This window comes from Streptomyces phaeolivaceus, from assembly GCF_009184865.1.
GTDB classification, from domain to species: Bacteria; Actinomycetota; Actinomycetes; order Streptomycetales; family Streptomycetaceae; genus Streptomyces; species Streptomyces phaeolivaceus.
In genome coordinates this window covers 2,645,585-2,670,128 of record NZ_CP045096.1, presented here as the reverse complement: position 1 = coordinate 2,670,128, position 24,544 = coordinate 2,645,585, and the positions used below count along the sequence as shown (strand labels likewise).

General features: G+C 71.1%; 19 protein-coding genes, 1 tRNA gene and 1 pseudogene. 8 read left to right on the top strand and 13 right to left on the bottom strand.

Annotation, left to right across the window (positions count from 1 at the left end):
• Positions 1-8: 8 nt before the first annotated feature.
• Entirely contained in the window at positions 9-821 is an 813-nt protein-coding gene (locus tag F9278_RS12435) for a DUF4097 family beta strand repeat-containing protein (protein WP_152168383.1), read from the bottom strand.
• 196 nt (positions 822-1,017) lie between these two features.
• Here F9278_RS12435 and F9278_RS12430 point away from each other — a divergent pair.
• Both F9278_RS12430 and ltrA (F9278_RS12425) read left to right on the top strand, forming a co-directional pair.
• Positions 1,018-1,089: transfer RNA gene (locus F9278_RS12430), tRNA-Val, on the top strand.
• A 642-nt stretch (positions 1,090-1,731) separates the two neighbouring features.
• Positions 1,732-2,985 (top strand): group II intron reverse transcriptase/maturase, encoded by a 1,254-nt coding sequence (gene ltrA / locus F9278_RS12425; protein WP_152167255.1) that lies wholly within the window; start codon positions 1,732-1,734, stop codon positions 2,983-2,985.
• A 78-nt stretch (positions 2,986-3,063) separates the two neighbouring features.
• On the opposite strand, the gene F9278_RS12420 is transcribed toward ltrA (F9278_RS12425), so the two are convergent.
• Positions 3,064-3,390 carry a hypothetical protein gene (locus F9278_RS12420; protein ID WP_152168382.1) on the bottom strand — a complete coding sequence of 109 codons (327 nt, stop codon included), beginning with the start codon at positions 3,388-3,390 and terminating at the stop codon, positions 3,064-3,066.
• 153 nt (positions 3,391-3,543) lie between these two features.
• Between F9278_RS12420 and F9278_RS12415 the strand changes: the two genes are divergently transcribed.
• Complete coding sequence (locus F9278_RS12415) at positions 3,544-4,470, top strand: LysR family transcriptional regulator (RefSeq protein WP_152168381.1); 927 nt, start codon at positions 3,544-3,546, stop codon at positions 4,468-4,470.
• A gap of 8 nt (positions 4,471-4,478) precedes the next feature.
• On the opposite strand, the gene F9278_RS12410 is transcribed toward F9278_RS12415, so the two are convergent.
• Positions 4,479-5,429, bottom strand: a complete 951-nt coding sequence (locus F9278_RS12410; protein ID WP_152168380.1) for a ketopantoate reductase family protein — start codon at positions 5,427-5,429, stop codon at positions 4,479-4,481.
• Between the two features lie 186 nt (positions 5,430-5,615).
• Between F9278_RS12410 and F9278_RS12405 the strand changes: the two genes are divergently transcribed.
• Positions 5,616-5,843: a DUF2277 domain-containing protein gene (locus F9278_RS12405; protein WP_152168379.1), complete on the top strand. Its 228-nt coding sequence runs from the start codon at positions 5,616-5,618 to the stop codon at positions 5,841-5,843.
• 199 nt (positions 5,844-6,042) lie between these two features.
• On the opposite strand, the gene F9278_RS12400 is transcribed toward F9278_RS12405, so the two are convergent.
• The 5 genes from F9278_RS12400 to F9278_RS12375 form a co-directional block, all read right to left on the bottom strand.
• A complete protein-coding gene (locus tag F9278_RS12400; protein WP_152168378.1) occupies positions 6,043-6,648 on the bottom strand; it encodes a DedA family protein in 606 nt (201 codons plus the stop codon).
• Between the two features lie 276 nt (positions 6,649-6,924).
• Positions 6,925-7,380 (bottom strand): DoxX family protein, encoded by a 456-nt coding sequence (locus F9278_RS12390; RefSeq protein WP_152168376.1) that lies wholly within the window; start codon positions 7,378-7,380, stop codon positions 6,925-6,927.
• Between the two features lie 84 nt (positions 7,381-7,464).
• Positions 7,465-9,501: an FAD/NAD(P)-binding protein gene (locus tag F9278_RS12385; protein WP_152168375.1), complete on the bottom strand. Its 2,037-nt coding sequence runs from the start codon at positions 9,499-9,501 to the stop codon at positions 7,465-7,467.
• Between the two features lie 197 nt (positions 9,502-9,698).
• On the bottom strand, positions 9,699-11,393 hold the full coding sequence (locus F9278_RS12380; RefSeq protein WP_152168374.1) for an alkaline phosphatase D family protein: 1,695 nt from the start codon (positions 11,391-11,393) through the stop codon (positions 9,699-9,701).
• 125 nt (positions 11,394-11,518) lie between these two features.
• A complete protein-coding gene (locus F9278_RS12375; RefSeq protein WP_152168373.1) occupies positions 11,519-12,163 on the bottom strand; it encodes an HNH endonuclease family protein in 645 nt (214 codons plus the stop codon).
• A gap of 545 nt (positions 12,164-12,708) precedes the next feature.
• Here F9278_RS12375 and F9278_RS12370 point away from each other — a divergent pair.
• Positions 12,709-13,290, top strand: a complete 582-nt coding sequence (locus tag F9278_RS12370) for a TMEM165/GDT1 family protein (RefSeq protein ID WP_152168372.1) — start codon at positions 12,709-12,711, stop codon at positions 13,288-13,290.
• A 213-nt stretch (positions 13,291-13,503) separates the two neighbouring features.
• A complete protein-coding gene (locus tag F9278_RS12365) occupies positions 13,504-14,190 on the top strand; it encodes an HAD-IA family hydrolase (RefSeq protein WP_193241453.1) in 687 nt (228 codons plus the stop codon).
• Positions 14,191-15,092: 902 nt separating this feature from the next.
• Here F9278_RS12365 and F9278_RS12360 read toward each other — a convergent pair.
• Positions 15,093-16,241 (bottom strand): peptidoglycan-binding domain-containing protein, encoded by a 1,149-nt coding sequence (locus tag F9278_RS12360; protein WP_226966719.1) that lies wholly within the window; start codon positions 16,239-16,241, stop codon positions 15,093-15,095.
• A gap of 220 nt (positions 16,242-16,461) precedes the next feature.
• Here F9278_RS12360 and F9278_RS12355 point away from each other — a divergent pair, with 220 nt between their 5' ends.
• On the top strand, positions 16,462-18,687 hold the full coding sequence (locus F9278_RS12355; protein WP_404818872.1) for an MDR family MFS transporter: 2,226 nt from the start codon (positions 16,462-16,464) through the stop codon (positions 18,685-18,687).
• Here the strand turns inward: F9278_RS12355 and F9278_RS12350 are convergent.
• Positions 18,653-19,165: a GNAT family N-acetyltransferase gene (locus F9278_RS12350; protein ID WP_226966718.1), complete on the bottom strand. Its 513-nt coding sequence runs from the start codon at positions 19,163-19,165 to the stop codon at positions 18,653-18,655. The two genes, F9278_RS12355 and F9278_RS12350, sit on opposite strands and share 35 nt — an antisense overlap.
• A 265-nt stretch (positions 19,166-19,430) precedes the next feature.
• A complete protein-coding gene (gene ltrA, locus F9278_RS12345; protein WP_226966717.1) occupies positions 19,431-20,756 on the bottom strand; it encodes a group II intron reverse transcriptase/maturase in 1,326 nt (441 codons plus the stop codon).
• A 47-nt stretch (positions 20,757-20,803) separates the two neighbouring features.
• Between ltrA (F9278_RS12345) and F9278_RS12340 the strand changes: the two are divergent.
• Positions 20,804-21,379, top strand: a pseudogene (locus tag F9278_RS12340) (Hsp70 family protein); the annotation flags it as partial.
• On the opposite strand, the gene F9278_RS12335 reads toward F9278_RS12340, so the two are convergent.
• A complete protein-coding gene (locus F9278_RS12335) occupies positions 21,363-24,023 on the bottom strand; it encodes an NACHT domain-containing protein (protein ID WP_152168367.1) in 2,661 nt (886 codons plus the stop codon). The pseudogene F9278_RS12340 and the gene F9278_RS12335 overlap by 17 nt on opposite strands.
• Before the next feature lie 95 nt (positions 24,024-24,118).
• Positions 24,119-24,538, bottom strand: a complete 420-nt coding sequence (locus F9278_RS12330; protein WP_152168366.1) for a DnaJ family domain-containing protein — start codon at positions 24,536-24,538, stop codon at positions 24,119-24,121.
• Between the last annotated feature and the right edge of the window lie 6 nt (positions 24,539-24,544).

The window sequence follows — 24,544 nt, the reverse complement described above, 5'->3', positions numbered from 1 at the left end:
GACGGCGCTCAGTCCACGTTCCGCACCTTCACCGAACCGTCCTGGCTGTGGGCGGTCACCACATGGGAGCTGCGCTCGTCACGCGGCACCGACACCTCCACGGAACCGTCGTCGCTGCCGGTCTCGACCCGGTACGAGGTGTCGCGCGGCAAGGCGATACTGATCGAGCCGTCGTCGCTGAGGGTCTCCACCAGGTCCGGTACGACGCCGAGTTCGAGCTTGACCGAACCGTCCTTCGTGCTCACCTTGACGCTCCGCGACTCCACGTCCAGCGCCCGCACCGAACCGTCGTCGGTGTGCAGCTCCAGCGGCCCGGTGGAGTCGGCGACCCGTACGGCACCGTCGGCCGACCGCACCTCCAGCGGCTCCGCGAAGCCCTTGGCGGTCACACTGCCGTCGTCGCTCGTCACGGCGACGGCGACCCCGCGCGGCACCTCGATCCGGTGCCTGGCCGCGCAGTCGGCGACCATGCCGGAGCACTCCACCCGCAGCTTCAGCCGGTCGTCCTTCATCTCCCAGGTCACCCGAGGCTTCCCACCGACCATGACCCGCCCCTCGAACCACCGGGTCACCTCGACCTCGTCCACGTCCGCCGCGACCAGTTCCAGCGCGGAGTCGTCCGAGTCGACCGTGAGCGTCCGTCCGTCGAGCGCGAAGCTCCGCCGCTCCGGCTCCCGGTCCGCCGAGGCATCGGCCCCGCACGCGGCGACGGACGCCATGAGCGCGACGGCGAGCCCGGCGACGGCCACCGCTCCCGTACGTGACCTGCGCGTCGTACGTGCCGTGTGTGTCGTACGAGCCGTACGTGCCGTACGTGCCATGACGATCTCCCCCTGGGGCTTGGTCCCGAGCCGCTGAACCGCGCTGTCCCGCGCTGTTCTTCGCTGTCCTTCAGACCGTACGGAGCATGGGAGTTCAGGGGGATCCGGGCCGCTCCCGGATCGGGGGTGGGGAAAACCCCCGGTTACTGGTTTGCCGGGCACCGCCTCGCGCAATGTAGGCTGTCGGCTCGTACTCGGGCGTGTAGCTCAGGGGTAGAGCGCCTGCCTTACAAGCAGGATGTCGGCGGTTCGAAACCGTCCATGCCCACCCGTAGGCGACGAAGACCCCGGCCGGTCCACGGCCGGGGTCTTCGTGCGTGTGCGCCCAGCATGGGCGGTTGCTTGGGGGTGGAAGTCCCCTGGGGGAAGAGGTGGTGCTAACCCCGAGCCGGAGGCAAGGGCGTCATCGTGAGGTGGGGTCTGGAGGAAGCCCGAGGCGAGACCTGGGTACCGAGGAACACGAACCGTGTATGAGGCGTACTGGTCGGGTGAGCCTGCACGCGAAGGTGAAGCCCGTCACCGCCAAGAAGGCCAGTGCGTAGACGCGGCGGGGATCCAGGGACAGTGATCGTTCTTACCTGGGGAGATCTGTCCGGGTGTCGGTTGTGCTGAAGATGTCGCCGCGCCGACGGTCCGTGCTGGAAGGTGCGGGCTGACCGGGCAGAAGTCAGCAGAGGCCGTAGTACCAGCCGGGATGGGCACGGTGGCTGGGAAGGGCTGAACATCGAGTGGAACGGGTGATGTGGTGGTTGCTCGTGCTGGTCACAGGGACCGCAGCAACACTGCTTCGGCGGTGCCGCGGGGGGAGGAGCCGGTGCATCCGGCGGAGCCCACGGCGGAGCGTAGTGGCCGGTCGGCGCACTCCACGGAGGACGTTCACCGCGAACAGCGTTCCTCGCTTTGGGAGTTGATGCTCTCGAAGGAGAACCTGCTCGCGGCGCTCAACCGTGTCGAGGTGAACCGGGGTGCTCCCGGGGTGGACGGTATGACCACGGCCGAACTCAGGCCGTGGATCGCGGTGCACTGGCCCGAGGTCCGGGCCGAACTCGATGCGGGCATCTACCGGCCGGCGCCGGTCCGTCAGGTGATCATCCCGAAGCCTGGCGGCGGTGAGCGGATGCTGGGGGTGCCGCGGGTGCTGGACCGCTTGATCCAGCAGGCCGTCGCGCAGGTGCTCGTGCCCATTTTCGACCCTGGTTTTTCGGGGTCGTCCTTCGGGTTCCGTCCCGGCCGGTCCGCCCATCAGGCGGTCAGGGTCGCGCGGCGTGCCATCGAGGACGGCAACCGGTGGGTCGTGGACCTTGATCTGGACCGGTTCTTCGACCGGGTCCAGCACGATGTCCTGATGGCACGGGTCGCGCGCAAGGTCACTGACCGCAGGGTCCTGAAGCTGGTTCGCAGGTATCTGGAAGCCGGGGTCATGGTGGACGGCGTGAAGACGCCGGGCAGGGAGGGGACCCCGCAGGGCTCCCCGCTCTCGCCCGTCCTGTCGAACATCATGCTCGACGACCTGGACCGGGAACTGTTCAGGCGCGGTCACCGGTTCGCACGTTACGCCGACGATCTGCGGATCTTCGTGCGGAGCAGGCGGGCTGCTCAGAGGGTGCTCGACTCGGTCACGGCCGTGGTCGAGCAGCGGCTGAAACTGAAGGTCAACCGGGTGAAGTCGAAGGTGGTCCCAGCTTCCGTCATGACGATGCTGGGGTTCGGCTTCTACTTTGTCCGGGGTGGGAAGGTCAGGGTCCGGGTCGACCCGAAGGCGGTCGAACGCCTGAAGGTTCGGCTCAAGGAGCTGACCTCGCGCCGGTGGAGCGTTGCGATGGCTGACCGCATCGCGCAGATCAACCGCTTCACCACAGGCTGGATGGGCTACTTCCAGCTCGCGGACACTCCCAAGGTGTTCCAGGAGCTGGACAAGTGGTTCCGTCGCAGGATGCGGCAGATCCGCTGGAAGGAATGGAAACGGTACGCGACCAGACGTCGTAACCTGCGGGCGCTCGGGATCGGTGAGCGTGATGCTCGGGAATGGGCGGCCAGCAGCAAAGGCTACTGGCGGGTCGCGAAGTCACCTGTTCTGGACAGGGCACTGCCCATCTCCTACTGGGACGACCTGGGCCTGAAGATGCTCAAGCCGACCTGGCAACGGTTGAGACCAGCTTGGTGAACCGCCGGATGCGTGACCCGCATGTCCGGTGGTGTGGGAGGAGGGACGGGCGACCCGTCCCTCCTACCCGATCCGGGGTCAGGACTCGCGCACGTGCTTCAGACGCGTGCGGGCCTCGACCTTCTCCTCGGTGGCGACCTCCGCCCAGAAGCGGTGGCAGCTCACGAAGACCGCCAGCTCGCGTTCCCGTTCGCGGAGCTTCTCGACCTCGGCCTGCTCGTCGGGCGTCCAGCCCGGGGAGGCGGGGCGTTCGATCTTCCGCCAGCCGTTGTCGTCACTGAATCCGTCCAGGGGGTCGACCGACCAGGGCAGCCGCTTCAGCAGTGCCAGGAGCTCGGCCCGGACCTGATGCAGCTCCTCCTGACCGGCGAGGAGGTCACTGGGGAAGTCATAGGTCTTGGCCACGCGGCAATGGTACGCCTGTTCGAATTTGGGATGCGAGTTCCTTCTGTCACTTCGGGCATGGGTTCATTCGAACGGGTGGACGGGAGGAGGGACTGCTTGGAGGGCGGCTCCATACCCAAGGTCCACCTTGGGCATCTTGGGTATCGTCCTGCCATGACCCTCGACGATCTCCGTGTCTTCGTCGCCGTCTGCCGGGCCGGGAGCCTCAGCGCGGTGGCCCGGGAGCTGGGCTGCACCCAGTCGGCGGTGAGCCAGCACGTACGGCGGCTGGAGCGGGAAGTCGGCGTCGGGCTGGTCGAGCGGCAGGCCCGGGGGGTCGTGCCCACCCGGGCCGGACGGGTGCTCCAGGAGGCCGCGGCCGAGGGCATCACCGGGCTCGACCTCGCGCTGCGCCGGCTGGCCGAGATGGTGCGCGGCGACGGCGGGGTCGTACGGATCGCGACCGGCGGTACGACCGTGCGGCACTTCATGGCGCAGGGCATCGTCGACTTCCGGCGCTCCTACCCGGACGTGGGCCTGGAGTTCCAGACCGTACGGTCGAGCGCCGGCTGCTGTGACGCGCTGGCCGACCCGACCCGGGACCTCGACCTGTCGTGGCTGACCCTGGGGCCCGCCGTCCGTGGCATCGAACAGCGGGCCGTCGCGGAACTGCCCTGGGTGCTCGCCGTCCGCGCCGACGACGAACTCGCCGGACGGGAACGGGTGGAGGGCCGGGAGCTGGACGGGATGCGGCTCATCGGGCTGCCGGAGAACTCCACCTCGTACGCCCATCTCGCCGCCGCCTACCGCGAGTTGGGCATCACCGTCAGTGCGTCCGGTGCCGGTGTCGCCGACTGGGACACCGCGATCCTGCTCGCCGAACTCGGTGTCGGCCACGCCGTCGTCCCCGCGCTCCCGGGCTGGACCGGCCCCGGCCACCCCGGGCTGCGCTTCGTCCCGATCCCCGATCTGCCCGCGCTCACCGTCGGTTGGGCGGTACGGAGCTGGGAGGCGCTGTCGCCCCCGGCCCGCGCCTTCGCCGACACGGTGGCCCGGCACGCGGTGCGGGTGGGGGGCGGGGTGCGGGCGGTCGAGGGGTGAGGCCGGAGTCAGGGGAGCGTCGCCCGCGGTCCCTCCGCCGCTCGTAGGTCCGTCACCACCTCGGTCGCCACCGGTGCCGGTACGCCGTGGCGTTCGGCCGCGCGGAGCAACGCGCCGCCGATCGCGTCCAGTTCGAGGGGGCGCCCGTTCTCCGCGTCGCGCTGCATGGAGGACCTGGTGGCGGGCGGGAAGGCGTCGTAGCGGCGGAGGGCCTCGGCCGGGTCCACGGGGGCGCCGGAGGCCGCGCTGATCGCCGCCGTCTCCTCGACCAGGGCGGCCAGTTGGGCGCGGTGACGTGTGCGGATCTCGCCGAGGGGCAGGCCGTGACGGGTCGTCAGCAGCGCGAACGGGGCCAGGAACGACATCTTCGCCCACAGCACCGCCGTCTCGTCCGGCAGGACGCGGGCGCCCACGCCGGACCATTCCAGGGCCCCGGCAAGGGAGTTGAGGCGGCCCGGCGGGACCCTGTCGCCGGTCAGGTCGACCTCCGCGAAGGGGCTGCCGTGTTCGATGACGCCCGGGGCGATTCGGGTCGACTCGACGCGGATGGTGGCGGGGGCGACGGGGACGGTGTCGCCGTAGTGGGCGCGGAGGGTCGCCGGGTGCTCGACGCCGTTCAGGAACGGTACGACCAGGGTGTCGGGGCCGAGGGGTGGTGCCGGGAGGCGTTCGAGGGAGGCGGCGAGGGTCGTGTGCTTGACCGTGATCAGTGCCGCGTCGACCGGTTCGCGGAGTTCGGTCGCCGTCTCCACACGGGCGGTGAAGTCGCCGAAGCGGGCGCTTCTGATCTGGATGCCGTCCTTGGCCAGGGCCGCCGCGGTGGTCTCGCCGGCCAGGCAGATCACTCGGTTGCCGGCGCGGGAGAGGAGGGCGGCGAGCAGGCCGCCCACACCGCCCGGTCCCAGCACCGCCACCGTGAGCCGGTCGTTCGTCCGGTCGTTCGTCCGGTCGTTCGTCATGGTGCCCTCGTTTCCGCCGGGTGGGTCGCGCCGGTCCTGGTGATGATCACAAGGGGGAGGGGGGGGAGTCAATCCTCGGGGGAACTTGCCGATATCCAAGGGTGTGCTTGGGGGTACGCGGGGGAGGCGGTGACCTGCGGGCTTCGTGGTCTGGGGTTGTGGGGGCGCACGCGCGAGACTGGGGGTATGTGCCGCAGTATCAAGACGCTTCGTCCGCCCGTCCTGCCCGAAGAGGCCACCGAGGACGACATCCGGGCCGCCGCGCTTCAGTACGTCCGTAAGGTCTCCGGGTTCCGCGCGCCCGCCGCACACAACCGTGAGGTCTTCGAGCAGGCCGTGGACGCGATCGCCGAGGCGACGGCCGAGTTGCTGGCCGGCTTGGAGGTGCGGGGTGCTCCGCGGCGGGCGGGGTAGGGGTGCGTTGTCGGGTGCGGGTCCGGTGGAGGCTGGTCGCGCAGTTCCCCGCGCCCCTGAAAAGCCGGGGCTGCGCCCCGTGCTTTTCAGGCCCGTGGGGGCCTGTGTCTTTTAGGGGTGCGGGGAACTGCGCGAGAACCTCCACCGGACCCGCACCCGACAACGCACCCCTCCGGCCCGAGTGCTGCCGCGTCCCCGATCAGCGTGGCTGAGGCCGACGCATGAAGTACGCCGCCGCCGCGCCCGCGGCGAAGAGCGCGGCCAGGGAGACCGCCGTCGCCAGCCAGGTGGGGCCGAGCCACTGCGCGCCGAAGTAGCCGAGGGCCACGCTGTACGCGGCCCAGGTGAGGCCGGCGACCGCGGACCAGGGCAGGAAGTCGCGGGCGCGATGACGGGCCGCGCCCGCGCCCAGCGAGACCACGGAGCGGCCCGCGGGGGCGAAGCGGGCGACTACCACCAGCAGACCGCCGCCCCGGGCGAGCGCGGCGCCGAGACGTTCCTGCGCGGTCGTCAGACGGCGGGACCGGGCGATGGCACGGTCCAGGCGGGCGCTTCCCCGCCACGCCAGCCGGTACGCCACCAGGTCGCCGAGCACGGACGCGGTCGCCGCCGAGAGCATCAGCACCAGGATGTCGGGGACCTCACGGGCCACACCCGCCGCCGTCTCGGCCGCGGCGGCCGTGGCCACGGCGACGACCAGGACACCGCTCGGGAGCACCGGGAGGAACACGTCCAGCACGATGGACACGCCCACGACGGCGTAGATCCATGGGCCGGCGGCCAGCCAACCCAGACTCTCAAGCACCGAGCACTCTCCTGTTTTTCCCCCGACGCCACGGCGACCCGTGACAGCCGAACAGCGTACGCCCCGGGTATGACGGACGGCTCACAGGGGCTCATGTGTCCGTCACACCGTGTTCATTCGGAGTGGGGGAGGGAGGGGAGAGGGGGACAGGAGATGGAGGGGGAGGAGGGGGAGGAGGGGGAGGAGGGGGAGGAGGAGGAAGTGGTGAGAGTGCGGGGAGGGGCCGCCGGGTGGTGTTCCCCGGCGGCCCCGGTTTCTTCCTTCTGGCTCGTGGGGTCAGGCCGCCACAGGGGACTTGCTCGCCGTGGTGCTGCCCGCGGACGCGGACTGGCGCTTGGCGAAGAGGCGGTCGAGGCCGAGTGCTCCGGAGCCGGTGAAGATCAGCAGGAACATGGCCCAGCAGTAGAGGGCCGCGCCCTCACCGCTGTTCTCGACCGGCCACAGGGCCTGCGGCTGGTGGACCTTGAAGTACGCGTAGGCCATGGAGCCGGAGGCGATGAACGCCGCCGCGCGGGTGCCGAGGCCCAGGAGGACCAGGGCGCCGCCGACGAGTTGGATGACGGCCGCGTACCAGCCGGGCCAGGAACCGGTGGCGACGGTGCCGCCCTGCCCGTCCGCGCCGCCCAGGACGCCGAAGAGGCTCTTGGCGCCGTGGCAGGTGAAGAGCAGACCGATGACGATGCGGAACAGTCCGAGGGCGTATGGCTGGGCGCTGTTGAGGCGTCCGGTCATAGTGGGGGACTCCTTCGGTAGTGACCCGGTCCTTGTGGGACCGGTGGGGACGGTTATTACCGGTGAGTCACACGTTAGGCAGGCCTAATCAATGCTTGCAAGTTCAACATCTGGCCGGCTCTTTGCCTGCTCTTGAGGGGAGTTCGCGGGTGTCGTCGCACGTAGAACGGCTCGCGCCACCGCGTCCGCGTCCAAGAGTGTGACCGAATCCACCCCTGGCCGGGCGCCCGCCGCCGTCACCCAGTGCACGCCCTCCGTGGGTACCCCGAACGCGAACCGCCGTGCGTGCGCGGCACCTTGACGGTCTATCAGGTGATAAGGGCGCGGTGTCACGTCCAGTCCGCCCGTCTCGTACCCGTCCGTCCGGTGCGGGCGGCACGCTCCCGCCGCCAGCAGCCCGGCGAGCAACTCGTCGGCCGTCCTGCGCAGATCCGGCTCCGGGAGGCGGGCCTCGACCACCGTCGTCACCCGCACCGCCGACCCCGGCACGTCCGGCGAGCGCGCCAGCCAGGCCCCGTCCTCCTGGCGCACCTGGAGTCGTGGGCCGAGCACGGTCAGTACGCCCGCCTCGATCAGCGCGGCCATCTCCTCGATACGGCTGCGGGGCGGGCCGATCGACAGGAACGCGTTCAGCGGGGTGTACCAGCGGTCCAGATGCTCCCGGCGCGACCCGCCCGCCAGCCCGCCGTGGTCCACGATCAGCCGCAGCTCGTTGCGCAGGTCCCGCAGCACGTCCAACGCGGCCTTCACCGGCCCCTCGACGTTCCCCAGCGCCGCCTGCGCCGCGTCCTCCCGCAGATACTCCAGCAGCCACCCCCGCCACTCCGCCGCGCCCGCGAACTCCCGTCCCGCGTACGGCCGCGACACCCGGTCCCAGGACCACCGGTCCGCCTCCGCCACCCCGAACTCGTCGAGAACGGCGCTTTCTTGGGGGGACCGGTGAGGGGCGGTCAGGAAGCGGTCGCGGAAGGGGGTGTGTGGTGGGCGGTCCTGCGCGTCGCCCCGTGGCGAGTCCCGTGGTGCGTCCCGTGGGGCCGCCGCGTCCAACAGCCCCTCGTAGTAGACCGTCTCCACCTCCTTCGCGACCAACGGCCATATCTCCGCCAGGAAGTCGGGCGCCTCGCCGGAGTCCGCGCGTTTGCGGAAGGCCGCGATGACCTCGGGGGTCAGGACGAGCGGGGTGTGGCGGCCGTAGGGGCCCTTGGCGTTGTCGCCGCGTGCCTGGTACGGGACACCGCGCCGGGAGCCGGCGTACAACCGGGGCTCGTGGCCGGAGGGGACGTATCGCGGGCGCCGCGTGCTGCCGGTGTCCCCGGTGTCGTATACGAAGCGGCCTCCCCGGCCGGTCGTCAGCAGGGCCATGTGGTCGAAGAAGTTGAGACCGAGGCCGCGCAGGAGGACGGGTTCACCGGGGGCCACGGGGGAGAGGTCGAGGTCGGCCGGGTTGGCGGGCGGGAAGTGGCGCAGACGGTGGCGGGCGGCGTACGCGGTGAGGTCGCGTTCCGTGCGGTCGGGGAGGGCGGGGAGGTGGCCCTGGGTGAGGACCACGGCGGCGAGACCGGTGAGGACGCGGCCGGAGGCGAGGGTGAGCCGCTGGCCGCCGTCGGGCTCGTCGTCCAGACGGACCGCGCGGGTGCCGTGCACCTCGACCCGGATGCCGGGCGGCGCGCCGCGCACCACCTCGGCGAAGACCCACTCCAGATAGCGGCCGTACCGGGCCCGGGTCGGATAGTCGTCGGGCCCCAACTCCGGTGATCCGCCGGTCGTTCCGGTCGCTTCGGCCGCCCACTCGTACAGGCTCGGGCCCGGCCGTACCGGGCCCGAGCAGTCCACGCTGTCGTCGGTGAAGAGGGTGACCTGGGAGGCCACCGTGTTCATCAGCAGGTGGGGGGACTGGGCCGTGCGCCACACCCGGCCCGGACCCGGCGGCGCGGGATCGACGACATGGACGGTCAGACGGGTGCCGGGGGCGAGCAGTTCGGGGGCGGAGGCACAGAGGCGTTCCAGGACGCTGGTGCCGCGCGGGCCGGCGCCGACGAGCGCGATGCCGATGTCACTGCCGATGTCACTGATCCCTGGAAAATCGGACAAGGGGGTAACTCCCGTGCGTGTGGGGCGCATCGTGGGGCGCGGTGCGGCGGACCGCCCGCCGGGAAGCGGACGGTCCGCCTCATCATGCCGCCGTACGTCACGGGATCGGAGCCCTGGGCCCCATCGGGCGCGCCAGGTGTGGGATGCCTCACGAGCATCTCGGACAACAGGGGTAACAAGGGGCGGCAAGGGGTCGCAAAGGGTGGCAACCGTGTGGAATGGGCGGATCAAGGAGTGAGCGTCGACTCCGACCGTGTCTTCAGACGGGGCTTGGCGCCGCGCCCGGCCTCGGCGCGGTCGAGCCGCAGCCGTGCCGAACGGCCGTGCAGCGTCAGCGTCATGAGGTGGTTGCCGAACCAGGGGCCGCCCGTCCGGCGCCAGTCGATCGACGGCCGCTCCCCCCGCCCGTGCCGCCCGAACCACCGGCCGAGCGCCCGCCCGGTCCCGCTCCAGCCGAAACGGAAGCCGAGTCTTATCGAGAGCGGGATGGAGTTGTGCACGGGGGAGCAGGTGAGCTGAAGGACGCGGGCGTCGGGGGCGTTGGGGGTATCGGGAGTGGTGGGAGTGGTGGGAGTGGCGTCGGGGGCGCCGGGTCCGGTTTCCGGCCAGGACGGCTCGGCGATGTACGCGTGGTGCACGTCGCCGGAGAGCACGAGGACGGTCGCCGGGGCGTCCGCGCCCGAGCCCGCCTCGGCGATGAGCCGGGTCAGGGACTCGAAGGAGGCGGGGAAGGCCGCCCAGTGCTCCAGATCGGCGGCCTGGCGCAGCTTCTCCCCGAACCGCGCCCAGCGCTCCCCGCGCTCGCCCCGGCACAGCGCGGCGCTCCAGGACTCGGCGTCGTGCACCAGCTGGGGCAGCAGCCAGGGCAGGGACGTACCGATGAGCAGATGGTCGTACGAGCCGGGCGTGTCCAGGGCCTGGTCGCGCAGCCAGCGGGCCTCGCCGGGGTCCAGCATCGAGCGGTCGCCCTCGTCGAGGACGCGCGCGGCCCGGGTGTCCAGCATCAGCACCCGTACCCGGCCGAAGTCCCGCCGGTAGCTCCAGCGCACCGAGGCCGGTTCCCGGTCGGCCCGGGAGGCGTGGGCGCGCAGCGCGTCCGTACCGTCCGGGGTGGCGCGTACGGCGGCGTGGACCGGGTCGGCGGCCAGTTCGGCGGGGGAGAGATTGCCGAGGTGCTGGTGGACCCAGTACGACATCAGGCCGCTCAGGATCCGCTCACGCCACCAGGGGGTGGCCCGCATGGCTTCGAGCCAGGCCGCGCTGGTGTTCCAGTCGTCGATGACGTCGTGGTCGTCGAAGATCATGCAGCTGGGGACGGTGGAGAGCAGCCAGCGGATCTCCGGGTCGAGCCAGGACTCGTAATAGAGGTGGGTGTACTCCTCGTAGTCCGCCACCTGGTCGCCCGGCGGGTCCGCCAGGTTCCGGCGGGCGGCGAGCCAGGCGCCGGTGGCCTTGGAGGTCTCGTCCGCGTAGACCTGGTCGCCCAGGAGCAGGAGCACGTCGGGCCGCTCGGCGCCCGGTTCGGTGGCAAGGCGGGCCGCGAGGGTGTCCAGGGCGTCCGGGCCCACCGGGTCCGGGTCGCCGGCGGGCGGCGCGGCCCAGCGGCAGGAACCGAAGGCGACCCGGACGGCGTCGCCCTCGGCCGGGGTGCGGATCTCGGAGGGCGGGAAGGGGGAGTCCGGCAGGGGCCAGACGGGGGTGGAGTCGAGGAGGACCTCGTACGCCGAGGCCGTGCCCGGGGCGAGGCCCGTCACCGGGACCAGCGCGTAGTGGTGGCCGGCGATCTGGAAGGTGCGGGCCTCACCGCGCCCGCCGCCGGCGCAGCGGACCTCGGCGACGCAGGGACGGCTCGCCTCGACCCACACGGTCGCGGACGAGCCGTCCACATATCTCAGCAGTGGTCCCAGGCGCAGCCCCGCCATAGCGATCACTCTCCTCCGTCGCCCCGTACGGTACGGAACGACGGAGGAGAACGGGGAGGTTCCGGAGCACTTTCCGGGCCACTTTCCGGGCCGGCCGGTTTCCGGGCCGGTTTCCGGTGGGGGTGTCAGCAGTTCGCGAGGTAGCTGGTGAGGGCGCTCTTCTCGGCGGAGTCGACGGAGAGGTCGTAGTAGTACTTCACCTGGACCCAGGCGCGGACGTACGTGCAGCGGTAGGACGAGACCGAGGGCATCCACTCGGCGGGGTCCTGGTCGCTCTTCGACTGGTTCACGTTGTCCGTGACGGCGATGAGCTGCGGGCGGGTGAGGTCGTTGGCGAACGCCTGGCGGGTGGCGCTGCTCCAGCTGTCGGCGCCGGAGTCCCAGGCCTCGGCCAGCGGCACCAGGTGGTCGATGTCCAGGTCGGAGGCGGCGGTCCAGGTGGCGCCGTCGTACGGGGAGTACCAGGTGCCGCTGGTGGCGGCGCAGGCGGAGCTGGTGACGACGTTCGTACCGTCGCGCTTGAGGACCGTCTCGCGGGTGTTGCAGGTGCCGCTGATGGTGATCCAGTGGTTGAACAGGTCCCGGTCGTACCCGGTGCGGTCCTCGGTCGCGACGGTGAGGGTGGCGAGGTAGGAGCGGGCGGTGGACGCGCTGATGGGGGTCGGCAGCGCGGCGGAGGCGGTCGGAGCGTTGAAGAGCGCGACGGAGGCTATCAATCCGCTGAGCGCGGTGAGTATGCTGAACCGTCGACGCGCGTAGAACCTGCGCATGGGAACTCCTTGTGGGGCCGGGGTGTTGGGGCGCGAGCGATTGAAGGGTCGCGTCGTCGTGTTACCGGCGGATGTGCGTCTGGTGAGAAGCTAGTGACGTGTGCATGACACGACAAGGGGTTCGGTCGTGATTGTGGCCGGGGGAGCCTGGGGGTGGGGCGTCCTGGGGCGTCCTGGGGTGCCTTGGGGCGCCCTGGTGAGCGGGTGCCGGGGGGTGCGTTGTCGGCTGCGGGTGCGTGGGGCTTCTCGCGCGGTTCCCCGCGCCCCTGAAAAGCAGGGGCTGCGCCCCGGGCTTTTCGGCGTCGGCGTACCATTGACGTCGCAGAAGGGGAGTAGCTCTTCGCCGGGACCGTCGACATACTGCTCAGCTCGTCTGAGCCGGCGCCCGGAGGCGGGTCCCGTGGATCGGGACCGCGCCAGCGAGACCTTCGGCAAGCAGTGCGCATCCGTGCCGTCCGGCGCGGTCGAACCGTGTGCTGCCGTGCCGAGGTGTCGCGTCAGCGGATGATTTCTCTCGGTGGGGTGGCCCGACCGATTGAGGAACCTTGATCAGCTTCAGTGTCACGGCGCTCGTCTTCGGCGTCGTCTTTCTCGCCGAACTCCCCGACAAGACCGCGCTCGCCGGCCTCGTCCTCGGCACCCGCTACCGCGCCTCGTACGTCTTCGCCGGTGTCGCCGCCGCCTTCGCCGTGCATGTCGCGCTCGCCGTGGCCGCGGGCAGCGTCCTCACCCTCCTGCCGCAGCAGATCGTGCACGCGCTGACCGGCGTGCTGTTCCTGGGCGGCGCGGCGGTGCTGCTCATGAAGAAGGACGAGGGTGAGGAAGAGGTCCGGCGGCCCGAGAACCAGAGCTTCTGGAAGGTCTCGGGGGCGGGGTTCATGCTCATCCTGGTCGCCGAGTTCGGAGATCTGACGCAGATCATGACCGCCAACCTCGCGGCCCGCTACGACGATCCGCTCTCCGTCGGGCTCGGCGCGGTGCTCGCGCTGTGGGCCGTGGCGGGGCTCGGCATCGTCGGCGGCAAGGCGCTGATGAAGCGGGTGCCGCTGGGGCTGATCACCCGGATCGCCGCCGTGCTGATGGTGGGGCTCGGTGTGTGGAGTCTGTGGGAGGCCGTGGCGGGATGAGTGAGGGGGTGGCGGGGCCGCGGAATGTTTTGTACCGTATAGAAACAAAGTGGCTCCCGCCCGCACTCCCTGACCGGCGGGCGGGGCCGCCTTGTCCCTCCGGGCCGCCTCGCCGGGTCCGACCGGCGGTCCGCGGCCCCTTCCTTCCTCTCCTTCCACCATTCATTCCTCCCCTCCGTTCTCCCGCGTTCGTTTCGCGTCTTGGAGCTGCTGATGACGGCCACCACCGTTCTGACCGCCCGCGCCCTCCTGCTGGACATGGACGGCACCCTCGTCAACTCGGACGCCGCCGTGGAACGTGTCTGGCGGCGCTGGGCCGAGCGGCACGGGCTGGACGGCGCGGAGATCATGAAGGTGGTGCACGGCCGCCAGGGCTACGCCACGATGGCCGTCCTGCTGCCCGAGCGGCCCATGGCGGAGAACCTCGCGGACAACACACGGATGCTGGCCGAGGAGACCGCCGACGTGGACGGCGTCGTCCCGATACCGGGCGCGCCCGAGTTCCTCGCGTCCCTCGTCTCCGGCGGTGTCCCGCACGCCCTCGTGACCTCGGCGGACGTCGCCCTGTCCACGGCACGGATGGCCGCCGCCGGGCTGCCCCTGCCCGAGCTGCGCGTCACCGCCGAGTCCGTCGGCGCGAGCAAGCCGGACCCCGAGGGCTTCCTGAAGGGCGCCGCCGAGCTGGGCGTGGCACCCGGGGACTGCGTCGTCTTCGAGGACTCCGAGGCGGGCATCGCGGCCGGGCGCGCGGCGGGGATGCGGGTCGTGGGGATCGGAGAGCGGGCGGGAGCGCACGGCCCCGACGTGGTGGTGCCCGACCTGACGTCGGTACGGGTCGAGGTGGGCGAGGGTGGGGTTGTGCGGCTGCACGCCGGGGGTGACGGGGAGGCTGGGGGTTGATCGGAAGGCGGGGTCGGTGGAGGCCGTGGCCGACGGGGTGGCGGCGGACACTGAGGCCGGCGGTCGACCGTCGGTGCTGGTGTGAAGGGGGAGCGGGATGTGACGCAGGCGTACCCCAAGACCCGAACGTGATGCGGTGCGCTGGCTGAGTCCCGCGAGATTGCCCGCGAAGTCCGTGACCTTGCCGCAGTACAGGGCACCAGCGAGGAAATCGCGAAGCATCCGCATTCCGCTGTGGACGCCCGGCGCCCGCGTGTCTGGGGTGTGCTGTGAACCGGTACCCCGAGCCGCCGATTGACCTGCCGCTCGATGACTGGCTGTACGAGGCGAAGCCGAAGGCCGACTGCGAGACATGTCAGAGTGCCGCCGGAGAAATGCTCAGCGCGAAACAACGTGGCGACGCCAGAGTCAGGTTCGAGGCTGCGCGCACGATCAGGGCTCACCCGCACAAGAGCGACTGATGCCCGCCCCAAAGCCGCGAGCCGGCCGACGCCCATCCGACCCAGCGCCACCGGCAACGGTTCTCGATCTCATGGCGGCGCTGCCTTCGCACTGCGGTGTGTGCATCGGCGCGCGCCTGATGTTCTGTCCATACTGCTATGGCTTCGGCGGATGTTCCACGTGTGCGCAGACCGGTCAGGTCGCCTGCCCTTCGTGCGCTGGGGGTGACCTTGAACCATTTCAGTGGTGAAGACAGGATCCGACTCGAATGTGTCCCGCGTACGAAGACGGCCAGCACCGACCCCAACGCCAAGGCGACGTGATGGTGTGCGCCTGCGGGTCGACCACATGGCCCTCATGGTGACCCTCTGAAGACTGCCCCGTCTCATTTGCTCTCCCCCCGTAGGCGAGTGGGACGGCATCACGGGTCGGCGGGGGACGCCGACCGACCCCGCCGCCGTTCACGGTTCCTTCGTCTCGGACTCCAGTCGGGCCCGGGTGACCTGGCCGTAGACGCCCGGCTTCTCCTTGGCCTCGGTGATGCCCCGGTCGTCCTGGTAGTCGAGGACGGCCTGTTCGACCTGGGTGTCGTAGTTCTCGTCGATGTCGCCCTCGTAGTAGCCCAGCTGGCGCAGCCGGAGCTGGAGTTCGGTGACCTCGGGGTCGTCGTCGCCGAGGCGGAGCGTCTTGGGCATCACGAGCCGGCTGTCGTCCGAGCCGTCCGAGTCGTCCGCGCCGGCGGCCGACGAGCCGGTGGAGGCGCCCGCGCCGGGCGCGCTCGGTGAGGGGCTCGGCGAGGCGGACGCCGACGGCGAACCGGACGGCTCCGAGGGCGACGGAGAGGGGGACGCGCTCTTCGAGGGGCTCGGCGACGCGGCACCGCCGGCCGGTGGCGCCGGCGCGGGAGCCGCGCCCCCGCCCTTCGCGGACGGCCGCACCGGCGAGGAATCCCCGTCGGGCGTGGTGTCCGGCACGCTCGCCCGCAGATCGTCCGGCAGTGCGCGGTCGCGCTCCGGGGCGTCGTACGCGAACAGCCCGCTCGCGAATCCGGCGGCGGCCATCACCCCGGCGACGGCGGTTCCGGCGAGGGCGACGACGAGCGTGGCGCGTCGGCGGCGTCGGCGGGCGGGAGTCGTCGAGGCGGCCCGCGCCGCCGACCGTGACCCGCCGGCGCCGGGCTCCCTGGCCCAGCCGGGCCTCCCACCCCGCCGGTCGAACATTCGTTCGTTAGTCGTGCTCTGCCCGGTCGTGGGCATCGCCGCCGTGGGTGTCTCCGTGGTCGAGGGCGTCACCGTTGTGGAGGGTGTCGTCGTCGCGGGCGCCGCCGTGGTCATCGGCAGGGCGACCGTCGGGGCCTGGTCGGGGCCCGGGGTGTCGCCGTCGGGGGCCGTGGGGTGCCATGGGCCGCCGGGGTGTGCCTGGTTCTCGTGGCCCAGCTCCACGTAGGGGCGTATCCGGAGGGGGTCGAAGTCCTCCGCTGCCGCCGCCTCGGCCGTACGCGCTTCGAGTAGGGCCTCGGACGCGCGGCGGCCGCACGCGCAGGACGGCGTGCCGTCCGAGGCCCTGGGTGTGGAGCATTCCGGGCATATGTGACTGGTCGGTTCACTCACGTGTCGTTCCTCCCCGCGAAGACTCCAGAGTTTAAGCAAACGGTCGCCACAGAATCTCCCAGGCGCCCCGGGAATCAGGGGTTCCGGAACGGCTCGACAGGCCATAACCGGTCACACCGACCACGATGGAACGGACATGGAGGAAGAGGACGAAGAACAGGGCGAAGGAGAGGAGACTGAGGGCGCTGCCATGAGGCCCTCGGGTCCTCGGGAGGTCTGCATGACCGACGACAACGGCCGCGACACCGACCGCACCGGCCACGGCATCGACGACGGCGGCCACGGCACCGACGGTGCCGACCAGGGCGCGGACGACACCGACGCGCCCGCCGGGCGTACGCCCCCGCCCGGACCCCGTGGCCACGGCGTTCCGACCCCGGAGGGGGTGCCCGGCGGGGTGATGGTCTCCATCGGGGCCCTGCTGCTGGGGATGCTGCTGGCGGCGCTCGACCAGACGATCGTGTCGACGGCGCTGCCGACGATCGTCAGCGACCTCGGTGGGCTGGAGCATCTGTCGTGGGTGGTCACGGCGTACATGCTGGCCGCGACGGCGGCGACCCCGCTGTGGGGCAAACTCGGCGACCAGTTCGGCCGCAAGAAGCTGTTCCAGACGGCGATCGTGATTTTTCTCATCGGGTCGGCGTTGTGCGGAGCGGCGCAGAACATGCCCCAGTTGATCGGCTTTCGGGCGCTTCAGGGCCTCGGCGGCGGCGGGTTGATGGTGCTGTCGATGGCGATCGTCGGCGATCTCGTGCCGCCGCGCGAACGCGGACGCTACCAAGGGCTGTTCGGCGCCGTCTTCGGTGCGACGAGCGTGCTCGGGCCGCTGCTCGGCGGACTGTTCACCGAGCATCTGAGCTGGCGTTGGGTGTTCTACGTCAACCTGCCCGTCGGCGCGGTCGCGTTGCTCGTCATCGCCGCCGTGCTGCGCATCCCGCGCAAGGCCGAGCGGCATGTCATCGACTACCTCGGCACCTTCCTCATCGCCTCCGTGGCCACCTGTCTGGTCCTGGTCGCCTCCCTCGGCGGCACCACCTGGGAGTGGAACTCACCGCAGATCATCGGCCTCTCCGTACTGGCCGTGCTGCTCGTCGCCGTCTTCGTGGCCGTCGAGCGGCGGGCCGCCGAACCCGTCCTGCCGCTCAAGCTGTTCCGGGTCCGCACCTTCACCCTCTCCGCCGTGATCAGCTTCGTCGTCGGCTTCGCGATGTTCGGCGCGATGACGTATCTGCCGACGTTCCTCCAGGTCGTGCACGGGGTCTCGCCGACCATGTCCGGTGTGCACATGCTGCCGATGGTGTTCGGGCTGCTGCTGGCCTCGACGGTCTCCGGCCAGCTCGTCAGCCGTACCGGCCGCTGGAAGGTGTTCCCCGTCGCGGGCACGGGCGTCACCACGCTGGGCCTGCTGCTTCTGCACCAGCTCGACGCGGACAGCTCCACCGGTGAGATGAGCGCGTACCTCTTCGTCTTCGGACTCGGGCTAGGGCTCGTCATGCAGGTCCTCGTCCTCGTCGTGCAGAACGCCGTCTCCTACGAGGACCTCGGCGTCGCCACCTCCGGCGCGACCTTCTTCCGGTCCATCGGCGCCTCGTTCGGCGTCGCCGTCTTCGGCACGGTCTTCGCCGGGCACCTCGGCGACAAGCTCGGCGACGCCCTCGACGGGGCCCGGCTCCCGGCCGGCGTCAGCGTGGACGGGCTGAAGTCCGACCCGCGCGAGATCGCCGAACTCCCCGCCACGCTGCGCCCGTCCGTCCTCGACGCGTACGCCTCCTCCATCACCGACGTCTTCCTCTACGCCGCCCCGGTCGCCCTCCTCGGCTTCGTCCTCGCCTGGTTCCTGCGCGAGGACCGGCTGCGGGCCTCCGTCACGGCACCCGACGCCACCGAGACGCTCGCCAGCAACCCCGTCGAGCGGTCGTCGTACGACGAGGTGTGCCGGGCGCTGTCGGTGCTCGGGTCCCGGGAGGGGCGCCGCGAGATCTACCGGAAGATCACCGCGCGGGCCGGCTACGACCTGCTGCCCGCCGCGAGCTGGCTGCTGCTGCGGATCCGGCGGTACGGCTGGGCCGAACCCGCCGTGCTGGCCGAGCGCAGTACCGTCCCGCTCGACATCGTCATGGCGGCGACCCGGCAGGTCGAGGAGCGCGGCCTCGCCCGCCGCGACGGCATCGACCTCGTCCTCACCGAGGCCGGCCACCGGGCCGCCGACCGGCTCGCCCAGGCCCGCGAGGACTCCCTCGCCGAACTCCTCGGCGACTGGTGGGGCCCCGACCGCCCCACCGATCTCGTCCGGCTCGTCGGTGAACTCAACGCCGAGCTGTGCGGCTCGGACGCGGAACGCCCGCACGCCGAGGGCGCGATCACCCGACGGCCGATGACCCCGCCGCCGTCCGACCCGCCGCCCGCACCTCCTACGGCTCCCACGTCCACGCCAGCTTCTTCGTGAACCAGTGGTCCGCGTACGCGGCGTCGTTGTGCGGGGCGGTCTCCTCGTAGCCGAGGCGGGCGTACAGCGCGCGGGCCTCGACCAAATCGTCCCGGGTGTCGAGGACGATCCGCCCGGCGCCGAGCGCGCGGGCCGTGTCCTCGGCGGCCGTCACGAGCGGCGCGGCACCGCCCCTGCCCCGGGCCTCCTTCAGCAGGAACACCCGCTTCAGCTCGGCCGTCGTGGCGTCCAGCAGCCGCACCCCCGCCGTACCGAGCGGCTCGCCCCCGTACCGTGCCACCAGCAACACCCCACCGGGCGGCGCCAGATACTCCCCGGTGTCCGCCGTGACCTCCCGCTCCAGCTCGTCCGGTTCCGTGACATGCCCCTCGTGCAGCAGATACCAGCGGTCGCTGACCTCCGTGTAGTACGCCCGCCAGAGCGCGGCGGCGACGGGGGAGTCATGGGGCTCGGCGGTCACGGACCAGACAGTCGTCATGGCGGTCATTGTCGGGAGCGGGTGCGGGTGGCCCGCAAACGATTTATGTCCGTCTCCGCCCGCGCGCCCACCGTTTGAACGAACGGGTTCGGGCAACCCGGTGCGAAACGGCCCGACGGGGCGAGGCGCCCTGGGCCGAGGACTCTGGAAGGTAGAGTCGGCGCGGAGCGCGGTACCGGTGTTGCCACCGGCCCGTCTCTCCGCGCCGCTCACCGAACCCGGCGTGCGCCTCTCAACGCACCGGGCTCTCCACGGAATCTGCCGTTCAGGCGTGGTTGGGCAGGGCCCAGGGGGTGGGGATCGTGTTGCCCCGGTAGCGGTAACGGGTGACCGTCACCGTTTGCAGGTCGAACAACTCGATCCCGCCCGCCGACGGTCTTTGCCACCGGCCGTTGTGGTCGGTGAGGCGTCGGCGGACGTCCTTCCACCTCCAGCGGTGCAGCCGGATCCACCAGTTGATCACCCGGTGCCAGACGAAACGCTGGAGGGTTCTCAGGGTGACTTTCGCGACCGCGTGCTTGAAGTAGTTGGCCCAGCCGCGCATGATCTGGTTGAGCCTTCTCAGCACGTCCCTCGGGTCCTGCTGCGACTTTCTGTTCGTCAGGGCACGGATCTTGTCCTTCAGCTGCCGGATGGGCCGGTCAGCGATGTAGGTGTAGACGTACCACTTGTCCGATCCCCGCTTGCGGCGCCACTGGATGCGGAACCCAAGGAAGTCGAACCCTTCCGACATGTGCACCACCTGGGTCTTGGCCTCGGAGAGGCGGAGCCCGAGCGGTCGCAGCGCGTCGGTGATGCCCTCGCGCAGCGCTTCGGTGTCGTCGCGGCCGGAGTCCACCAGGACGACGAAGTCGTCCGCGTAGCGGACGATCCGCCAGTTCGGCAGACCTTTGCGACGGCGCCTCATGCGCCTCTGGCCGGTCGACATCTCCCGCCCCGGCTCCCACGGCCCGGTCAGGTGCTCGTCGAGCGCCGACAGGGCGATGTTCGCCAGGAGCGGGGAGAGGATGCCGCCCTGCGGGGTGCCGGTATAGGAGGTCTCGCGGACGGCGGACTCGGTGAGCACGCCGGCCTTGAGGAACGCCTTCACCAGCAGCAGCACGCGCTTGTCCTTCACCCGCGCTCGCACCCGGTCCATCAGGGCCGTGTGGTCGATCGAGTCGAAGCACGCCTCGATGTCCGCGTCCAGGACCCAGCGGTGGCCGTGGGTGCCGTAGAAGTGGATCTCGGCGATCGCGTCGTGTGCCCGCCGCAGGGGCCGGAAGCCGTAGGAGACCGGCTTGAAGTCGGCCTCGAAGATCGGCTCCAGCACCAGCTTCAGGGCCGCCTGGACCACCCGGTCGGTCACGGTCGGGATGCCGAGCTTGCGCACCTTCCCGCTCCCACCGGGCTTGGGGATCTTACGTTCGCGTACCGGCAGCGGGCGGAACTCACCCGTCCGGAGTATGCGGCGCAGGTCCTCCAGGAACCCATAAGGGCCAATCTCCTGCTCGATGTTGACGACCGTCAGGCCGTCAACTCCGGGTGTTTTGGCCCCTTTGTTACCCGCGACCCGTTCGAACGCCATCATCAGCGTCGCCGGGTCGTGCACGAGGTTGAACAGATCGTCGAACCTGCGGCCGGGATCGGCCGCCGTGCGTGGCGTACGGGGCCGCGCTCCAGGCGGGCGTGCTCACCGGCAGCGTCCGTGACACCCTGCTGCTGGACGTGACCGCGAGCTCCCTGGGGATCGCCGTCGGGGGCGGGGCGACGCACAAGCTCATCGAGCGGGGCACCACCATCCCGACGAAGCGCTCGGAGATGCTCACCCTGGCCCGGGACACGGACGCGGCGGCGACCGTGCACATCCCGGTCGTGCGGGGCGAGAGCGAGACCGCCGCCGACAACGAGCGACTCGGCGTCCTGCGCCTCACAGGCCTGACCAGTCCCGCCAAGGGCGGCCCACCGGACATCGAGGTGATGCTCGAGATCGACGCCAACGCCTTGCTGCGCGCCTCGGCGACGGACCTGGCCACCGGCACGACCTGGTCGATGAACATCGACGGCGTCTGCGCGGTGGAACGCACGCGCGTGCGCCAGGAGTCCGCACGGACCCCGGTTCCGAGGCCCCGGCCGCTCCCCGAACAACCCCCGGCCCAGGAGCAGCGGACGAGCGGTACGCCGAAGCGGTTCCGTCTCCCGTCCCTCGCCGCCCTGCTCAGACGATCGTGGTGATCTCGAACCGGGAGTCGGGTCCGCCCCCTTCGGCCGTGCGCTGTCTCGGGTCCATGCCCACCGTCCGCAACGTGGGGTGGGCGGCCAGCGAGGAGAGGTCCAAGGCGTCGAAGCCGCGGTCGAGCAGCAGGGTGTGCAGATGGGGGAAGGCGGTGAGCCAGTCCCAGGTGGGGGCCTGGTCGGCGCGCAGCCACAGACAGGTGAGACGGTCGGCGATACGGGCGTTCACCAGGTCGTCGGGGGTGAGATCATCCCCGATGCGCAGCCGGGCCCGGCCGCCGAGGTGTCCGATCGCGGAGAGTTCGGCCCGGGTCACGATCTCGAAGTAGATGTCGTCGTCCGGGAGTCGGGCGATGACCTCGGCCGCGTACTGGTCGGTGTCGAAGCGATGCCAGGCCTGGGCGACATGGCTGCGGACGACGGGGTCCGGGTCGTCCGTGTAGCGGGCGAGGACGGGGATCGCCGCGTCGCCCCCGATCAGTGTCGCCGTCCGGACGGTGTGCACGGCGGTCTCGGGCTCCTGGTTCTCGGGCCCGGGGAGCAGTTCGAGGACCACGGGGCCCACCTGGGCCAGGTCCTGCGCCTCGGTGTTGTTCCTGGGCGGGATCAGCCGGGCGGCCCGCTTCTCCACCCGGGCGCGGATCGTCGGTTCGAGTTCCGTGGCGTGCTCCAGCGACACCATGGCGAGCAGATGGAGAAGGGTGCGCCGGCGCGGGACGGCGACATCGCCGCGGGTGATCAACTCACCGAGCAGGACAGCGCGTTCCTTGGGCCGGGCGTGGGCGATCGCCATCCGGATGACGTCCTCCCACTGGCTGTCCGTGGCACGCAGCACCAGCAGGGACAGATCGCCTTCCTCCACGGCCGCCTTGGCGCCCAGATAGTCCTGGAAGGTGCGGTGGACGAAGTCGATCGTGCCGGGCGCGGGCTCCCGCAACACCCCGCTGCGCAGCAGCAGATGGCGGAACACCTGCTGTGCCGTGCCCTGGCTCGCGGCGGCGGACACCGACGGCAGTGTGTGCGCGATGATCCGCTCCGCCTGGTCGCTGTCGATCTCCGACTTGCCGTTCAGCAGGAACTTGTAGGCGAGCTTCTGCAACAGCTGGGTCTTGGGCTCCTCGGTGAGGTCGATGCTGTCGGTGAGCCCCATGTTCCGTTCGATGTCGCGGCGGGAGAGCAGCATCGACAGGGCGGCGTCGTACAGATCCTTGCGGGCGCGGGGCAGGAAGCCCCGGCGGTCCCGGTGGAGGGCGCAGATCAGGCCGCACATCAGGGGGTTGGTGGCCAGCCGGGAGAGGTCGCCCTTGGTGCGGACCGCCGCCATCAGCGACTGCTCGTAGCTGTCCAGCAGTTCCCAGTCGGAGGTGTCGCTGGCCCGTGCCGCCGAGTGCCAGCGCCGGATGAAGTGGTTGACGTCGGCCGTGCTCATCGGGGCGAGGGACCCCTCGGTGAACCCTTGGCCGTCCAGCCAGTGTTCCCGTACCGCCGAGGGGCGGGAGGTGATCAGCCACAGGTTCCCCGGGTAGGCGGCGATCAGGTCGCGCAGCCATTCCTTGGCCTTCTCCCGTACGGCGGACGGCACTTCGTCCACGCCGTCGACCAGCAGCAGCCCGCGTCCCGCTTGCAGGACGCGGTCGGCCCAGCCGTGCGGCTGCGCGTCGGCGAGGGGGTTGCGGGCGGCCGTCAGGAAGCGTCCGGGGGTGGGCAGGTCGTGCCAGGAGTGCGTCAGGGTCCGCAGGGCCAGGACGAACGGGACCCGGCCGGTCAGGGAGGCCAGATGGCCGTCGAGCGTGGTTCCCCGGGCGGCGGTCACCGCCAGCCACTGCACCAGTGTGGTCTTCCCGGATCCCGCGACGCCCCGCAGCAGGACGCGGTCGCGTCCGTCGAGCACGTGGTCGGCGCGGACCGGCAGCTGGCGGGTGCCCTCACCGACGGCCAGCTCCAGGCTGAGGTAGGCGGTGTCCAGCGGCCACTGGGCGGGGGAGTTGGTGAAGTCGATGCCGTAGATCGTGAGCGTGCCGTACTTCTCGATGACGTACGCCGCGTAGCGCGCCTCGAAGGCGGCGTCCTCGCCGATCCGGGAGGGGGTGCGTTCCAGCAGCAGGTCGATCCGGGTGACGGCCTCGGCGAGCTGGGCGCTCTGGCTGACCAGGGTGCGGGCGACGAAGGCCGAGCGCTGGGTGAAGAAGTGCAGGATGTGCAGACAGGCGACGTCCACCAGGGTGTCGTGCAGCCGGGCCGCGTCGTCGGACAGGTCGAAGGTCACCCGGGGGTCCGCGTCGCGCAGCCGTCTGGCCAGGGCCCGGTGGCCGAGCTGCACCGCCTGGACGTCGTCCATCTCCAGGTCGCCCAGGGCCCGTAGCGTGCGGGTCAGTGCCACGGCGACGGCCTCGTCCTCGTCGACCGGCACCGGTCGCTCCGCCGGGCCGGCCGAGCCGACGGCCCGTGCCACCAGCTCCGTGGCGACCTTCTGCAGTTCCTTCTCGCCGAGGACCCGCTTCTCGCCCCGGAACGACACCAGGCCCGAGACCTTCACCGGCTGCGCGACGAGGCCGGCACCGGCGCCCGGCTGTGCGAAGAGTTTCTTGACCAGGGGAGCGACCACGCTCGACGCCAGACGAGCACCGACGGCAGCAGCGTCCACATGTTCCCCTTCCCCCGATGCCCTTCAGCATAGGACGCCGGGGGCATCGAGGGACCGGGTCCGCCGCACCCGTACCGCGCGGCCGGACAGCGGATTCACCCCTGCTGGCGCTCGCTCCCCTCCCGTCGCTCACGCCACTCCCGTACGACCTTCTCCACGTCGTACGGCTTCAGGCCGAGCGGTGGTCCCGGTGGGGGTTTGAACATCATTTCTCGGATCTTGGTGTTGATCTCGGTGATGATCTTGCGGACGACGTGTTCGGACGGGGCCTCGGCGGCGGTGGCGAGGGCGTCCTCGGCCTCCTTGCGCAGGGCCAGGGTGGGAGGCAGGACGGAGAGGCCCTCGCGGGCCATCTTCCGCTTGATCCACCAGAGTTCGTCGTACGTCGTGTCGTCGCTCTCCAGCGGGCGGCCGACGCCCGGGAGGGACGTGAAGTCGCCGCGCGCCTCCGCCTCGCGGATCTGTTTGTCGACGAAGGACTCGAAGCTGACACCGGGGGGCTTTCGCTCGGTCATGCGTCC